Source organism: Planobispora rosea, from assembly GCF_014648175.1.
GTDB classification, from domain to species: Bacteria; Actinomycetota; Actinomycetes; order Streptosporangiales; family Streptosporangiaceae; genus Planobispora; species Planobispora rosea.
The window spans coordinates 108,890-123,552 of sequence record NZ_BMQP01000003.1; the positions used below are offsets into that span (position 1 = coordinate 108,890).

Genomic DNA, 14,663 nt, shown 5'->3' on the forward strand with positions numbered 1-14,663 from the left:
GGATCCGAACCGGTCCGCCCGAGCCCCGAAACGGAGAGGGTCAGTCCGGGCGGCGGGCGCCGAACATGATCTCGTCCCAGGTCGGGACGGACGCGCGCCGGCCCCGGGACTTCCGTGCCGGGCGCGTGGGAGCGGGCTTGGGCACCGGCGCGGCCGGAGGCGGGGGCGGCTCGGGAGCCTGTTCCGCCGCGGGTACGGGGGCCTTGGCCGGGGGAGCCTGTTCCGCCGCGGGCATGGAGGGCTCAGCCGGGGGAGCCTGTTCCGCCGCGGGTACGGGGGCCTTGGCCGGGGGAGCCTGTTCCGCCGCGGGTACGGAGGGCTCAGCCGGGGGAGTCTCCTCCGCCGCGGGCGCGGGAGCCTGCGGACGCCGTTCCACCGGCGGGTCGCCCGCCTCGGTCTCCCTGACGGCCGTCGCGGTGTCCTTCACCGTCTCCGGATCCGTGGAGATCCCTGCGCCGTCCCGCGGGCCCGCGACGGAGACCGGCGCGTCCTCCCGCGTCTGGTCGCCGGCGGTCTCGGCCCCGTCCACCCGTGGTTCCGCGCTGGCCGCTCCCTCCTCCTCCTGCCGGGCGGGTCCGGCCTGCGGGTCCTCGGCCCGCAGGTCCGGGCCGGAATGAGCGGCGGTCACGACGACGGCGGCCTCGGCGGCCTCGGCGGGCTTCCCGGCGGCCCGTATCGCCTCCGCGGCCGCACCGGCGGAGGCCGGTTCCGCGGAGACACCGGCGGCCGGGGCGTTCTCCCGGACCGCCGGAGCAGCCGGGGCCTCCGGGCTCTCCGGGACCCCGGGAGCGTCCTCGGACCGGGAGCCCCCGGGTCCGGAAGGCGTGATCACGGTGGGACTGAACTCCACGGGCTCCACGGGCTCCACGGGATCCGTGAGTTCCGCGGGTCCGCTGAGGTCTGCCGGCGCCGCGGGCTTTGCGACGTCCGGGGACTCGGTGAAGTCCGCGGGCGCCTCGAACTCCCTGGATTCCGCGGAGCTCGCGGTGCTCGGAGCCCGGAGCGCTCCGGCGCCCCGGGTGGCCTCCGGAAGCCCCGGGCCCGGAGCGCGCAGCGGCGGCACCGCCGGGATGGCGGGCGGCTCGAAACCCTCCGGGAGCGGGGGCATCGGCGGACGCTCATAGGCAACCGGACGCTCGGCGGCCGCAGCGGGAGCCTCGGGCTGGAAGTACGGGGCGGACGACGGCTCCGGCTGCGCGTAGGCGGGCCGGGACGGGGTGGCCGGCTCCTGCCGTACGGCCGCGGGCTCCTGCCGTACGGCCGGGGGCTCCTGCCGCACCACCGCGGGGAAGGACACCGGCGGCTGGTTCAGCGGTTCCGATCCCAGCGGCGGCACCGGGGCGAGCTTGGCCGCGCGCGGAACGAACGGCGTGACCTTGGTGTCCTCGGCGGGATCGACGTATTCGCTCGCGGACAGGCGCATGGCCTCGTCGTCGTGCGGGGTGATGTGGCGGCGGCGCGGATCGAAGAGCCATTCGGCGCTGCGCGTGTGACCGTTCCATACGAAACCGAGCTTGATCCGCCACAGGTTGTCGTCCCGCTTGGCGGAGTCCCAGTCGATCTCGTCGGCGGGCACGCCGCGCCGGGTCAGCCGCTCGGCGACGAGGTCACCGAGAGTGGGCCCGGCCGCGGAGTCGCCGGGCAGCCGCACGGTGCAACGTTGTGCCTGCTGCGCCACGTACTCCCGCTCCTGGAGCACGGGACCCTCGAACCACCGTACGCGCTCGACCGGGATGCCCGCCGTCGCGGCGATCTCCTCGGCTGTCTCGCCGGCACGGATCCGAGCCTGGATCTCCTTGGGGCGCAACGGACTCTCCACTTCGATCTCGTACTGGCCGAGACGGGAGAAGTTGCCGCGGACGGCAGCGCGGAGCCGGTCGTCGACGGGCAGCGTGAACCGGGTCCCCCTGCCGGCTGTCGCCAGCACGAGATAGGTCCCGTCCTCACTCACCGCGACGAGTCGGAGCTCCTGCATGCGAGTCCCTTCGTCGTCGTGCTCATTCTTCCCCCGGACCCTTGAGTCTCTCGCGTGTGCCGGTTGCCTGCCAGCACCGTACCCGGCATGTCCGAACATCGCCTTCCTGGAAGGGGCCAGCGGCGATGTGACGCCGGTCACATTTGCTACGTTCGTCCTTTATTGGGCATCGGGGCGGAGTGGTAGGTCCGAGGTCCTCGACGGATTCTCCCGAATAACCTATCCCGACGCTGTGAACTTGGGTGAAGAGCCGGGAAGCGGTGCGGCCGGCCGGTGGGGAAGGTCAACTCCGGAGACTCCTCGGGGTGCGGGGGTTCTGTGAGTGTGCCCGTCCCGGAGGCCGCCGGAACCCCGGAACGCGCTGGAAACCCGGAATACTCCGGCGCGCCGCCCGGTCGTCGGCTCACGTGCCCAGGACGGTGTCCAGGTAGTCGTTGGCGAAGCGGCGGTCCGGATCCAGCCGGTCGCGCAGGGCCCGGAAGTCGGCGAACCGGGGGTAGACCCCGGCCAGGTAGGCGGCGTCGCGGGTGTGCAGCTTCCCCCAGTGCGGGCGTCCCCCGAGCCGCGTCATGATCTCCTCGACGCCCTCGAAGTAGGCCGGGTTGGGGGTGGGCCGGTAGATGTGGCAGGCGATGTAGGCCGTGTCGCGGCCGTAGGCCGTCGACAGCCAGGCGTCGCTGGGCGGGGTGACCCGCACCTCGACCGGGAAGGTGATCTTCCAGTCGCTCCGCTCGACGAGGTCGCGGGTCTCGCGCAGGGCCCGGCCGAGGTGCTCGCGCGGGACGGCGTACTCCATCTCCAGGAACCGCACCTCCCGCACGCTCGTGAAGATCTTGTAGGACGTGTCGGTGCAGGTGGACGCCGACAGGGCCGCCGCGGAGACCGCGTTCAGCCGGGGGATCGCACCCGGGAACCGGGCGCCGATCCCGCACAGCGCGCCGAACAGGGTGTTCTCCAGGAAGACGTTGTCCAGCCAGTGCTTGAACGCGCCCGGCGGGTTCGCCGGCCCGGGGCTGCGGTTGTTCCGCTTGGTCAGGCAGGTGTCGGTGTGCGGCAGCCAGAAGAAGTCCAGGTGCTCGTTCTCCGCGGTGATCGCGTCGAGCGAGCCGAGGATCTCGCTCAGCCTCATCGGCCGCCGGGTGCTGCGCAGCAGGAACGACGGTTCCACCCGGAAGGTCACCGCGGTCAGTACGCCGAGCGCGCCCAGGCCCACCCGTGCCGCGTCGAACAGGTCGCGGTCCGCGCCCTCGCCGTCCGCGCGGACCGTGACGATCTCACCGTCGGCCAGCACCATCTCCAGCGCGAGCACCTGGTCGGCCAGGCCGCCGACGTCCCGGCCGGTGCCGTGGGTGCCGGTCTGGATGGCCCCGGCCAGCGTCTGGGCGGTGATGTCGCCCATGTTCGCCAGGGCCAGGCCCATCCGGTGGAGCTCCTCGTTGAGCGCGCGCAGCGGCGTGCCCGCCGCCGCCTTCACCCAGCCCTCGCCGGTCTCCAGGATCCCGGTCAGCCCTTCCGGCCGCAGCAGCAGGCCGTCGGTGAGCGCCACCCCGGTGAACGAGTGACCGGTGCCCGCCATGCGCACCCGGCGTCCGGACGCCGCGGCGTCCCGTACGGCGCGCACCACCTCCGCCGCCGAGGACGGGGTGCGGATCTCGGCGGGCACGGCGGACTGGTTGCCCGCCCAGTTACGGAACTCGCGCATAAACATGAAAGATACTCATGATTCCTGCCGGGCAACAGGGGTGCGCAGCCAGACCGACCCGGCGAGCCCGATGACCACGGCCAGCAGGGCGGAGCCGAGGGAGAAGGCGTAGGCGTTGGAAGCGCCGAACGCGTCGGTGAGCCAGCCGCCCGCCCAGACACCGAGCGAGACGCCGAACCCGATCGCGGTGGAGAGCCAGGTCATGCCCTCGGTGAGCAGGTGGGCGGGGACCAGGCGCTCGATCAGCGCGTAACCGGCGATGATCGTGGGTGAGATGGCCAGCCCGGCGAGGAACAGCGCCACGGCCATCACCCAGACGTCGCCGATCAGGGCGATCGGCGTCATCCCCACCGCGAACAGGCCCAGCGCGCGGACGAACCGGCTGCGCAGGGAGGCCTTCCACCGCCGCGCGCCGTACCAGAGCCCGGAGATCAGGCTGCCGCTCGCGATCGCGGCCAGCAGCAGCCCGGCGGCGGGCTTGACCCCGTGCTCCTCGGCGAAGGCGACCGTGATCAGGTCCACCGAGCCGAAGGTCGCGCCCATGGCCAGGAACACGCAGGACAGCAGGGCGATGCCGGGAATGGTGATCGGTGTCCCGGAGTGCTTCTCACCCGTGCGGATCGGCGGTTCGGTGGCGCGCTGCATCGCGAAGGCGAGCGTGCCCCCGACCGCGCAGGCCAGCGTCACGATCAGCCCGGCGTAGGGGCTGACCATGGTGGCCAGGGCGGTGGCGAGCGCCGGTCCGGCGACGAAGACGAGCTCGTCGGCGACGGATTCGAACGAGAACGCGGTGTGCAGCTGCTGCGACCCGTCCAGCAGGTGGGACCAGCGGGTCCGCACCAGCGAGCCCAGCGGCACGGCGGTTCCCCCGATCACCACGCCCGCGGCGAACAGGGTCCAGTCCGGCGCGCCGAACTCGACGCAGAGCATCAGGGAGGCCAGCGCGGCACCGTGCGTGAGGATGAGCGGGACGATTACCCTGGCCTGACCGAATCTGTCCACGAGGCGTCCGATCAGGGGCGCCGCGACGGCGTAGGAGACGTTGACGGTGGCCGCGACCGCGCCCGCCATGCCGTACGAGCCGGTGAGGGTCTCGATGAGCAGTACGATGCTGAGACCGAGCATCGACATGGGCATCCGCCCGATCAGCCCCGAGATCACGAAACCCCTGACGCCGGGTCTGCTGAACAGCTCCCGGTACGGCCCCACCACCGATAGTCCCCTTTCGGCCATGCCTCGAATGAATTCGGCTGACTTTTCCCTACGAAACAGCTGCTACGCAAACAGTTTTGTGCACGCTGGAACATGCCGCGTCCCGCAGGAGCCAACATGAGCCCGGCCGCCCCCCTCCCCCGGCCGAAGGCCCTGGCCGTGCTCCTGGCCGGGGTGCTCGCCCTGGCCGCCGTCGGCGGCGCGGTGTTCCTCGTCGCGAGGCCGCCCGCGGCCCCCGCCCCGGTCTCCGGCGCGGCCGCCGTCCGGGCCGGGGTCCCCGACCTGGCGGCGCTCTCCCCGCGGGCCGCCGGACCCGCCGCGGCCCCGTCCGCCGGCACCGGGTCCGCCGAGAGGGCCACCGGGTCCACGGAGAAGGCCGCGGTCACCGGCGGTCCCGGGATCACCCCCACCCCGCCCCGGGTGATGGTGATCTCCCAGTCCACCCTCTCCCCCCGGACCAAGCGGGACATCGCGGGGCTCGAACACGTCGAGAAGATCGATTCGTTCGACGGCGGGGCGGTGAAGGTGTCCGGGGTCGGCCTCAACCTGCTCGCGGTCGATCCCGCCCGCTTCCGGTCCTGGGCGCCCAGGGCGGTGGCCGCCCAGCAGGGAGTCTGGAACGCGCTGCTGCGGGGCGAGTTCGTCGCCGACAGCACGGCGGCGCGCCGCCTCGGGCTCGTCCTCGGCTCGTACTACCAGGTGGACGGCGGGCCCCGGCTGCGCGTCGCCGCCTCGGCCCCGTTCGGGCTGCCCGGGGTGGACGGCCTGGTGGGGGAGGAGACGGGGCGCCGGCTGGGACTGCTGCCCGGGGTGGCGCTGCTGGTGCACGGCCCGGAGAAGGCGGCGGGCGCGCTCGGCACCGGGGTGCGCAAGCTGCTGGGTCCGGGGGCGCAGGTGGTCGCGGTGGGTGCGCGCCGTACGGCGGGCGCCACCGGAAGCGCCACCGGGACCACCGGGAACGCCGCCGGCTCCCCGTCGCGGCCCCGGGCGGCCGGCCGGGCGACGGTCGGGCGGCCCGGTACCTACCTGGAGCTGTACCGCAGGTCGGCCGAGGTCTGTCCGGGCCTGTCGTGGACGGTGCTGGCCGCGATCGGCCAGGTGGAGAGCTCGCACGGGCGTAACAACGGCCCGTCCTCGGCGGGCGCGCAGGGACCGATGCAGTTCATGCCGGCGACGTGGAAGGCCTACGGGGTGGACGGCGACGGCGACGGCGTCGCCGACATCTGGAGTCCCTACGACGCCGTCCCCTCGGCGGCCAACTACCTGTGCGCCAACGGCGCGGGCCAGGGCGGCAAGAAGCTGGAGAAGGCCGTCTGGTTCTACAACCACTCGTGGTCGTACGTCAGGAAGGTCCTGTCGACGGCCGAGGCCTACGCCCGCGCCTATCCGTGAGGGGCCTCGGCCCCGGACGACTCCCGCGCCCGGGATCCGCAGGAGCCGCTGTCCTGGGATCCCCGGGCTTCTATCCCTGGGATCCCCGGGCTTCCTGGAACCCGTGGGAGCCGTTCGGACCCGGGCGGCGCGGCGGCGCCGGGCAGCAGGTCAGGCCGCAGGCCACCGGCTCCGGCTCGGCCAGCAGCTCGCCGACCATCGCGACGAACCGCGGGTGCGTGCCCGCCGTGGCGGCCCTGGTCAGCGGGAGGCCGAGCCTGGCCGCCAGGTCCTTGGCCTCCACGTCGAGGTCGTAGACCACCTCCATGTGGTCGGAGACGAAGCCGATCGGCACCAGGACCACCGCCGGGACGCCCTGCCCGGAGAGTTCCTCGAGGTGGTCGCAGACGTCGGGCTCCAGCCACGGGACGTGCGGCGCGCCGCTGCGGCTCTGCCAGACCAGGTCCCACTCCCGGTCGCCGCCCAGCCCGGCAACGACCAGCTCGGCCGTCCTGTTCAGCTGGGCCTCGTAGAGCCCGCCGCCGGGCCCGGCCGTCCTGGCCATGGAGGTCGGGATGCTGTGCGCGGTGAAGACCAGCCGCGCGGCGTCCCGGTGCTCGGCGGGCAGCCGGTCCAGGGCCTGGCGGGTGTGGTCCACCATGGCCGCGACGAAGCCCGGGTGGTCGTGGTAGTGCCGCAGCTTGACGATCTCCGGGGCGCCCTCCACGGCGGCCCTGGCCAGCGCGATGTCATCGATGTACTGGCGGCAGGAGGAGTAGGAGCCGTAGGCGGCGGTGACGAAGGCCGCCGCTCTGCGCACCCCGTCGGCGGCCATCCGCCGCAGTGTGTCCTCCAGGTAAGGGTGCCAGTTGCGGTTGCCCCAGTAGATCGGCAGATCGACGGTCGGCTCGACGGCCGCGATCAGGTCGCGGCACTGCCGGTTGATCGGGCTCACCCCGCCGAAGCGCTGGTAGTGGGCCTCCACCTCCAGCAGGCGCTCTCTCGGCACCCCCCGGCCCCGCACCACGTTCTCCAGAAACGGCATCACGTCGTCCGGCTTCTCCGGGCCTCCGAACGAGACCACGAGAAGCGCGTCGTAAGTCCCCATGTGCTCATCCAACCGCATGGCGGGACGTGTTCGGATCCGGGTGCCCGAGGGTGAGGGGAAGGGGCGCCGCGCGGAGATGTAGTCGTGTCAGCCAGTAGAGGTAGGTTCGGTAACGTGACCTCTTTTTCTGACATGCGTGACTATGTCGGTGTACCCCGTCTGACCTCCGTGCGCCTCTCCCCTGACGGGCGCCGTCTGGTGGGCGTGGTGCAGGCACTCAATCCGGACGGCAAGTCCTACGGAACGGCTCTGTGGGAGATCCCCCTCGACGGGCGCAGGCCGTACCGGCTCACCAGATCCCTCAAGGGTGAGGCGGGGGCCGAGTTCACCGCCGAGGGTGACGTCCTGTTCGGCTCGCGCCGGCCCGATCCGACGGTGAAGGACCCCGGCGACGAGGTGGCCGCGCTCTGGCTGCTGCCCGCCGCCGGCGGTGAGGCCCGGCAGGTCGCCGCCCGGCCCGGTGGGATCGACGGCTTCGCGACCGGCGGGCCGACCGTCGTCTTCGCCTCCGACGTGCTCCCCGGTGACGAGTCGACCGAGGCCGAACGGCGCAAGGCCCGCAAGGACGCCGGGATCAGCGCGATCCTGCACGAGGGCTACCCGGTGCGCTACTGGGACCACGACCTGGGACCCGGTGAGCCCCGGCTGTTCGCCGGGGTGGTGGGCGAGGACCGGCTGACCGACGTCAGGGACCTCACGCCGGAGCCGGGCAAGGCGCTTGTCAACGCGGCCTACGAGGTCACCCCCGACGGGTCCGCGGCCATCGCCACCTGGGCGGTCACGCTGCCGGGCGGAGAGCTCCGCTCCGATCTGGTCCTCATCGACATCGCGGACGACGGGGCCCGCCGGGTGCTGGCCACCCGGGACGGTCACGACTTCGAGGGGCCTCTGGCGGTCTCGCCCGACGGGCGCCGGGTCGCCTGCGTGCGCAGCAACCACGCCGACACCGGGACGATCCCGGAGACCACGCTCTGGATCATCGACCTGGCCACGGGCGAGGGGCGCGCCGCGGGCGGGGAGCTCTGGCCGTCGGAGATCGAATGGGCCCCCGACTCGGCCTCGCTCTACGTGGTCGCCGACCACCGGGGCCGCCGCCCGGTCTTCCACGTCCCGGCCGACGGCGCCGAGCCGGTACGGCTCACCTCCGACGACGCCGCCTACTCCGCGCTCAACGTCGCCCCCGACGGCACCCTGTACGCGCTGCGCAGCAGCGTGGACCGGGCGGCCGCTCCGGTCAGGATCGTCCTGGAGGACACGGCGGGCGCAGGGGGTACGGCCGGCGTCGTCGAGGAGCTCGCCTCCCCGGTTCCCGAGCTGGAACCGCCCGGCACGCTCACCGAGATCACCGCGACCGCCGACGACGGCGCGGAGATCCGCGGCTGGCTGGTGCTGCCCGAGGGGGCGTGCGCCGACGCCCCCGCGCCGCTGCTGCTGTGGGTCCACGGTGGGCCGCTGAGCAGCTGGAACGACTGGTCGTGGCGGTGGAACCCGTGGATCATGGCGGCGCACGGCTACGCCGTCCTGCTGCCCGACCCGTGCCTGTCCACCGGCTACGGGCCGGAGATGATCCGGCGCGGCTGGGCGAACTGGGGCCCGCGCACCCACGCGGACCTGATGACGATCACGGACGCGGCCCTGGAGGTGCCCGGGATCGACCCGGGCCGGACCGCCGCGATGGGGGGATCCTTCGGCGGGTACATGGCCAACTGGATCGCCGGGCACACCGACCGGTTCAAGGCGATCGTCACCCACGCCTCGTTGTGGAACCTCGACCAGTTCGCCGGGACCACCGACGCGTCCATGTACTGGCGGCGGGAGTTCGGCGAGCCGGGCGGCGAGCTGTACGACACGCTCTCCCCGCACCGGTCGCTGGAGAAGATCACTACGCCGATGCTGGTCATCCACGGGGACAAGGACTACCGGGTGCCGATCGGCGAGGGCCTGCGTCTCTGGTGGGACCTGCAGCGCTCCGGCGTGGAGTCGAAGTTCCTGTACTTCCCCGACGAGAACCACTGGGTGCTCAAGCCGGGCAACGCCGTCGTCTGGTACGAGACCGTCCTGGCCTTCCTGGCGCAGCACGTCCTGGGCCAGGAGTGGAAGCGGCCGGAGTCGCTGTCCTGAACGCCGCCCCGAACCCCGCGCGCCGGCGAGACCGGTCACACGGGACGATGGGGCCGTGAAACAGGTGAGAGACGGGGAGCGGCTATGAGCACTGGTTATCTGGAACTGGCCGAGCGGATCGCCCGCGAGGCCGGGGAGATGCTCCTGGCCAAGCGGCCCGCCCGGCCGGAGGTGCTGGCCACCAAGTCCAGCCCCACCGACGTGGTGACCGCGCTGGATCGGGCCGCGGAGGAGCTGATCCGGGCCAGGATCAGGGAGGCCAGGCCGGATGACGCGATCCTCGGTGAGGAGGGCGGAACCACCGGTGACGGCCGTGTGCGCTGGATCGTCGATCCCATCGACGGGACGGTCAACTTCCTGTACGGCCTGCCGGAGTGGTCGGTCAGCATCGCGGTCGAGGTCGACGGCGAGGTCGTCGCGGGCGTGGTCAACGTGGTGCCCCGCGGCGAGGTCTTCACGGCCGCCAAGGGTGAGGGCGCGTGGCTGGCCGGCGAGCGGCTGCGCTGCAACACCGGCGTGCCGCTGGAGCGGGCGCTGATCGCCACCGGTTTCGGCTACGAGCCCGGACGGCGGGCGGTGCAGGGGGAGGTGCTCGCGCACGTGGTGGCGCGCGTGCGCGACATCCGCCGGGGCGGCTCGGCGGCCTCGGACCTGTGCGCGGTCGCGGCCGGGCGGGTGGACGGGTACTACGAGCGCGGCCCGCAGGCCTGGGACTACGCGGCCGGAGGGCTCGTCGCGGCGGAGGCGGGGGCCAGGGTCGGCGGGCTGCACGGCAAGCCGGCCAACCCGGGGCTGACGCTCTGCGCGGCGCCGGGCCTGTTCGAGGAGTTGCACGACCTGCTGGCTCCGCTGAATCCCGAGCGCGACGCCTGACCGGCGGGTGACCTGACCGGCGACTGTCCTGACGGGCGGGTGCCCTGACCGGTGACAGTCCTGACGGCGGGGACACGGAAGGGCCCCTCGCTCCTCCCGGGAGGAGCGAGGGGCCCTTCGCGTTACGTCCCGTCAGCGCTGGAGCGGGACGCCGTTGTCGGTCGCGAGACGGCGGAGGTCCTCGATCTCGGCGGTGAGGGTGTCGGCGAGGTAGTCGTCGCCGGTGGACCTGGCCTCCTGGAGGTTCCTGTAGGCCTGGTCGAGGCGGTGTTCGATCGTGGTCGTGAACTCGCCCATCTCACCTTCTCTCTCTGGGGCTTACTCATGGCGGCCGAAGGGTGTTCTGAAAAGGGACTGGGAGCGTCTGTACCCACCCCGTGGCTCGCCCTAAACCTGCCTGTGTCATACATCACCGTGGGTGTGCTTATCGTGGCAGTGGCCTTACCGCAGGCTTACGCCGGGTGGGGTGACAATGGGGAACCGTTCCGGTGACTGTCCGGGACCGCAGGGGAGGTATCAGAGGCCATGCGGGTGCTTGTGGTCGAGGATGAGCGGGTGCTCGCGGACGCGATCGCGACGGGGCTCCGGCGGGAGGCCATGGCCGTGGACGTCGCCTACGACGGCGCGGGCGCGCTGGAGCGGACCGGCTACATCGACTACGACGTGATCGTCCTGGACCGCGACCTGCCCAAGGTCCACGGGGACGAGGTCTGCCGCCGCCTGGTGGCCGGGCGGACGGCCTCCCGGATCCTGATGCTGACCGCCTCGGGCGACGTCGACGACAAGGTCGAGGGCCTGGGGCTGGGCGCCGACGACTACCTCGCCAAGCCCTTCGTGTTCATCGAGCTCGTCGCGCGGGTCAGGGCGCTCGGCCGGCGTTCGGCCCCGGCGCTCCCGCCGGTGCTGGAGCGCTCGGGGGTCCGCCTGGACCCGGGCAAGCGGCTGGTGACCCGGAACGGTGAGGAGATCACGCTCACCAAGAAGGAGTTCGCGGTCCTGGAGGAGCTGATGCGCGCCGAGGGCGCGGTCGTCAGCCAGGAGGACCTGCTGGACAAGGCCTGGGACGAGAACATCGACCCGTTCACCAACGTGGTGCGGGTGACCATGATGACGCTGAGGAAGAAACTGGGCGAGCCGCCGGTGATCGAGACGGTGCCCGGGGTCGGATACAAGCTGTGAGCGCACCCGAGGAACGACCCGCCCCCGTCCCGCCCGGGGAGCGCCCCGCGTTCGCCCCGCCGGACGAGCGGCGGCACACGGCGCCGACCCACCCCATGATCAGTCCGCACTCGGAGCGGCGGGAGGAGCTCGGCTCGCATCCGGACGCGGGTGAGGGCCCGTACGAGGCCGGGAACACCGGCGGTACGGCCGCGCGGCCCCCGCGCCCCGCACCGTCCGCGACCTCCGCGCAACCCCCGCCGCCGAGCGGCTCGCCGGTGTGGGACGGGCCGCCCCCGGCGGGCGCTCTTCCGCTGCGGCCGTCCCTTCTCGACCAGGTGAGGCAGGTCACCGACCGGCTCAGCATCCGCTGGCGGCTCACGCTCACCTACGCGGCCCTGTTCTTCATGGCGGGCGCGCTGCTGCTGTTCGTGATGTACGTGATGGTCGCCTGGGCGGTCGACGAGGCGTGGCCGACGTTCCCGTTCGACCTGCGGGACGCGCCCGCCGGGTACGTCCAGGAGATCGAGGCGGCCTGGCAGTATCACCAGCAGGCGGCCATCCAGAAGGCGCGCAGCTCCATGCTCAAGCGTTCCCTGCTGGCCTTGGTCGGTGTCGGCATCCTTGCGATCATCATCGGCTACGTCGTCGCCGACCGCGCGCTCAAACCGGTCCAGAAGATGACCGCCACCGCGCGCAAGCTCTCCGACTCGACCCTCGCCCACGAGCGGATCGACCTCAAGGGCCCCGACGACGAGCTCAAGGAACTGGCCGACACCTTCGACGCCATGCTCACCAGGCTCGACACCGCCTTCGACACACAACGCAGGTTCGTGGCCAACGCCTCGCACGAGCTGCGCACCCCGCTGACGATCAACCGGACGGTCCTGGAGATCGCGCTGGGCGACCCCGAGGCGTCGGAGGACCTCAAGACACTGGGCCGCACCCTCCTGGAGGTCAACGCCCGCAACGAGCGGCTCATCGAGGGACTGCTCCTGCTCGCCCGGAGCGAGCGTGCGCTGAGCGTGCGCAAGCCCGTGGACGTCAAGGACGTGGCCGAGACCGCCGTCGAGCAGCTCGCGCCGCGCGCCGAGGAGGCCGGGGTCACGGTCACCGCCGACATCCGCAGCGCCGAGACCGTGGGCGACCCGGTGCTGCTGGAGCGCTGCGTCTCCAACCTCGTCGAGAACGCGATCAAGTACAACCTTCCCGAATCAGGGCGTGTCTGGGTGCGGGCGGGAATGGTGGAGGGCGCCTTGATTGTTCAGGTGGCCAACACGGGACCGCACGTGCCCGCGTACGAGGTGAGCAGCCTGTTCGAACCGTTCCGCCGGCTCAACGCCGACCGGGTCGACTCGGCCAAGGGGGCGGGTCTCGGGCTCTCCATCGTCCGCGCGGTCGTGCGCGCTCACGGTGGCAACGTGACCGCGCTCCCCCGGGAGGGGGGCGGTCTCGTGGTGACCGTGAGACTCCAGCAACGTTGATCCGGCGGGGAGCGTCTCGTTCAGGTCGTACATGTGGTTGGATGTGCCGTCGAACACGGTGGTGCATGTCGCCAGGGCTGTGTGTTTCGCCATATTTGGCTAACCATGCCCGAGCGCGGCGGGTCCCTCACGTGTCGGGAGGTTCGGTGACCATTCCGGCGGGGTACCGAAGCAGGAATCTCTCTGCCGGATCGGGCACAAGACGGGCCTCTCGTACGTTGACACACGCGCGAGCGAGCGCAGACAGATAGATGAGGGGGATGGAGCAGACCGATGGCTACCGATTACGACAGCCCACGCAAGACTGACGACGACCTCAGCGAGGACAGTCTTCAGGAACTGCAGGCGCGCCGTACCGACAAGTCCTCGGGCAGCATCGACATCGACGAGACCGACCTCGCCGAGTCGCTGGAGCTGCCGGGCGCGGACCTGTCGAACGAGGAGCTCTCGCTCCGGGTGATTCCTCGCCAGGCCGACGAGTTCACCTGCGCGCGTTGCTTCCTGGTGCATCACCGCAGCCAGCTCGCCGTCGAGAAGAACGGCCAGCAGATCTGCCGGGAGTGCGCGGCCTGACGACCGTTCCGACGGCCTGTCCGATGTGTGTCCTTCCACCGACGGGTAGGGCCGGAGGACAGCCTTGAGGAGGTTCCGCGACATGACGTCAGAGAACAGGCAGACCGGTGCCACGCCGGACGACTCCCCGGCCGCGGGGTCGGCCGGCGTCCCGGAGGGCACCCCGGCCGCTATCTCGGGTGACGCCTCGGACGGCGACCCCACCCCGGTGACGGGTCGTGAGGCCGCCGCCCAGGAGGTGACTCCCCGGACGGCCGCCCAGGAGACGACCTCCGGCCCCGCCGCCCGGGAGACGGCCCCCGAGACCGCCGGTCCGGGAGACGGGGACGAAGTCGCCGAGCTCGTCGGGAGGCTCGCCGAGCCCGGCGAGATGGACGGCGCCGAGCGGCGACGGCTGCTCGGCCGCCTGACGAAGGCGCTGGCCGCCGGGGCGAAGAAGGCCAAGGAGTCCGGGACGGGCAGGGGACGCTGGCTCGCCGACGTCTTCATGGCCGTGGCGCCCCGCATCCCGGTCCGGGATCTGGCGACCCTCTCCGCCCACCACCACGGGCTCACCGGCGAGGCGCTGGCCGACGACCTCGCCCGCACCGCGGCCAAGGCCACCATGACGGTCGGCGCGATCGGCGGAGCCCTCGCGGCGGCCGAGTTCGCCGCCCCGCCCCTGCTGCTGTCGGCCCCCGCCCAGCTGGTCGCCGAGACCCTCGTCGTCTCCGCGATCGAGGTCAAGCTCATCGCCGAGCTCCACGAGGTGTACGGAGTGGAGGTCCCCGGGACCGGCGCCCAGCGTGCCATCGCCTTCGTGACCGCCTGGTCCAAGCAGCGCGGGGTGGATCCCGCGGCCCCCGGATCGGTCACCGTCGCGCTCGGCACCGCCGCCAAGACCGCCCTGCGCAACCGCCTCATGCGCACCCTCGGGCGGCACCTCACCACGCTCGGCCCGTTCCTGACCGGAGCCGTGGCCGGTGGCACGCTCAACCGCGCGGCCACCAGGAAACTCGCCGACGTCGTCCGGGACGATCTCCGGCAGCAACGTTCCCTCCCCCCTGCTACCGCCGGAAAGTCATAAAAACGGCTTAATGGGGTAGT

12 protein-coding genes are annotated in these 14,663 nt (G+C 72.3%); 7 read left to right on the forward strand and 5 right to left on the reverse strand.

The genetic code is table 11. The features are described from left to right. Positions 1–40: 40 nt before the first annotated feature. The 3 genes from sepH to IEZ08_RS03865 form a co-directional block, all read right to left on the reverse strand. Positions 41–1,975, reverse strand: coding sequence for a septation protein SepH (sepH, locus tag IEZ08_RS39305; protein WP_203863244.1), 1,935 nt, complete (start codon positions 1,973–1,975; stop codon positions 41–43). A gap of 403 nt (positions 1,976–2,378) precedes the next feature. Beyond that, positions 2,379–3,677, reverse strand: a complete 1,299-nt coding sequence (locus IEZ08_RS03860; protein ID WP_068925111.1) for a D-arabinono-1,4-lactone oxidase — start codon at positions 3,675–3,677, stop codon at positions 2,379–2,381. A gap of 15 nt (positions 3,678–3,692) precedes the next feature. Continuing rightward, the gene (locus IEZ08_RS03865; RefSeq protein ID WP_229802900.1) at positions 3,693–4,910 is read right to left on the reverse strand and encodes an MFS transporter; all 1,218 of its coding nucleotides are present in this window, start codon (positions 4,908–4,910) and stop codon (positions 3,693–3,695) included. 96 nt (positions 4,911–5,006) lie between these two features. Here IEZ08_RS03865 and IEZ08_RS03870 point away from each other — a divergent pair, with 96 nt between their 5' ends. Next, the gene (locus IEZ08_RS03870; RefSeq protein ID WP_068925108.1) at positions 5,007–6,281 is read left to right on the forward strand and encodes a lytic transglycosylase domain-containing protein; all 1,275 of its coding nucleotides are present in this window, start codon (positions 5,007–5,009) and stop codon (positions 6,279–6,281) included. A 70-nt stretch (positions 6,282–6,351) separates the two neighbouring features. Here the strand turns inward: IEZ08_RS03870 and IEZ08_RS03875 are convergent, their stop codons facing one another. Beyond that, the gene (locus tag IEZ08_RS03875) at positions 6,352–7,368 is read right to left on the reverse strand and encodes a ferrochelatase (RefSeq protein ID WP_068925106.1); all 1,017 of its coding nucleotides are present in this window, start codon (positions 7,366–7,368) and stop codon (positions 6,352–6,354) included. A gap of 132 nt (positions 7,369–7,500) precedes the next feature. Between IEZ08_RS03875 and IEZ08_RS03880 the strand changes: the two genes are divergently transcribed. Both IEZ08_RS03880 and IEZ08_RS03885 read left to right on the forward strand, forming a co-directional pair. Beyond that, a complete protein-coding gene (locus IEZ08_RS03880; protein WP_189241687.1) occupies positions 7,501–9,489 on the forward strand; it encodes a S9 family peptidase in 1,989 nt (662 codons plus the stop codon). Positions 9,490–9,573: 84 nt separating this feature from the next. Continuing rightward, positions 9,574–10,362 carry an inositol monophosphatase family protein gene (locus IEZ08_RS03885; protein WP_068925104.1) on the forward strand — a complete coding sequence of 263 codons (789 nt, stop codon included), beginning with the start codon at positions 9,574–9,576 and terminating at the stop codon, positions 10,360–10,362. A gap of 132 nt (positions 10,363–10,494) precedes the next feature. Here IEZ08_RS03885 and IEZ08_RS03890 read toward each other — a convergent pair whose 3' ends face one another. Beyond that, on the reverse strand, positions 10,495–10,659 hold the full coding sequence (locus IEZ08_RS03890; protein WP_176728563.1) for a hypothetical protein: 165 nt from the start codon (positions 10,657–10,659) through the stop codon (positions 10,495–10,497). A 228-nt stretch (positions 10,660–10,887) separates the two neighbouring features. Between IEZ08_RS03890 and IEZ08_RS03895 the strand changes: the two genes are divergently transcribed. From IEZ08_RS03895 to IEZ08_RS03910, 4 genes are all read left to right on the forward strand, one after another. Beyond that, positions 10,888–11,541, forward strand: a complete 654-nt coding sequence (locus IEZ08_RS03895) for a response regulator transcription factor (RefSeq protein WP_068925102.1) — start codon at positions 10,888–10,890, stop codon at positions 11,539–11,541. After that, positions 11,538–13,004 (forward strand): sensor histidine kinase, encoded by a 1,467-nt coding sequence (locus tag IEZ08_RS03900; protein WP_229802901.1) that lies wholly within the window; start codon positions 11,538–11,540, stop codon positions 13,002–13,004. Before IEZ08_RS03895 ends, IEZ08_RS03900 begins: the two co-directional genes overlap by 4 nt. Positions 13,005–13,277: 273 nt before the next feature. Further along, positions 13,278–13,577 carry a DUF4193 domain-containing protein gene (locus IEZ08_RS03905; protein WP_030914836.1) on the forward strand — a complete coding sequence of 100 codons (300 nt, stop codon included), beginning with the start codon at positions 13,278–13,280 and terminating at the stop codon, positions 13,575–13,577. Between the two features lie 82 nt (positions 13,578–13,659). Beyond that, positions 13,660–14,643 (forward strand): hypothetical protein, encoded by a 984-nt coding sequence (locus IEZ08_RS03910; protein WP_229802902.1) that lies wholly within the window; start codon positions 13,660–13,662, stop codon positions 14,641–14,643. The last annotated feature ends 20 nt before the right edge of the window (positions 14,644–14,663 follow it).

Coding starts and splice junctions, on each gene's coding strand:
- sepH (WP_203863244.1), bottom strand. CDS start 1,975: ATGCAGGAGCTCCGACTCGTCGCGGTGAGTGAGGACGGGACCTATCTC.
- IEZ08_RS03860 (WP_068925111.1), bottom strand. CDS start 3,677: ATGCGCGAGTTCCGTAACTGGGCGGGCAACCAGTCCGCCGTGCCCGCC.
- IEZ08_RS03865 (WP_229802900.1), bottom strand. CDS start 4,910: ATGGCCGAAAGGGGACTATCGGTGGTGGGGCCGTACCGGGAGCTGTTC.
- IEZ08_RS03870 (WP_068925108.1), top strand. CDS start 5,007: ATGAGCCCGGCCGCCCCCCTCCCCCGGCCGAAGGCCCTGGCCGTGCTC.
- IEZ08_RS03875 (WP_068925106.1), bottom strand. CDS start 7,368: ATGGGGACTTACGACGCGCTTCTCGTGGTCTCGTTCGGAGGCCCGGAG.
- IEZ08_RS03880 (WP_189241687.1), top strand. CDS start 7,501: ATGCGTGACTATGTCGGTGTACCCCGTCTGACCTCCGTGCGCCTCTCC.
- IEZ08_RS03885 (WP_068925104.1), top strand. CDS start 9,574: ATGAGCACTGGTTATCTGGAACTGGCCGAGCGGATCGCCCGCGAGGCC.
- IEZ08_RS03890 (WP_176728563.1), bottom strand. CDS start 10,659: ATGGGCGAGTTCACGACCACGATCGAACACCGCCTCGACCAGGCCTAC.
- IEZ08_RS03895 (WP_068925102.1), top strand. CDS start 10,888: ATGCGGGTGCTTGTGGTCGAGGATGAGCGGGTGCTCGCGGACGCGATC.
- IEZ08_RS03905 (WP_030914836.1), top strand. CDS start 13,278: ATGGCTACCGATTACGACAGCCCACGCAAGACTGACGACGACCTCAGC.
- IEZ08_RS03910 (WP_229802902.1), top strand. CDS start 13,660: ATGACGTCAGAGAACAGGCAGACCGGTGCCACGCCGGACGACTCCCCG.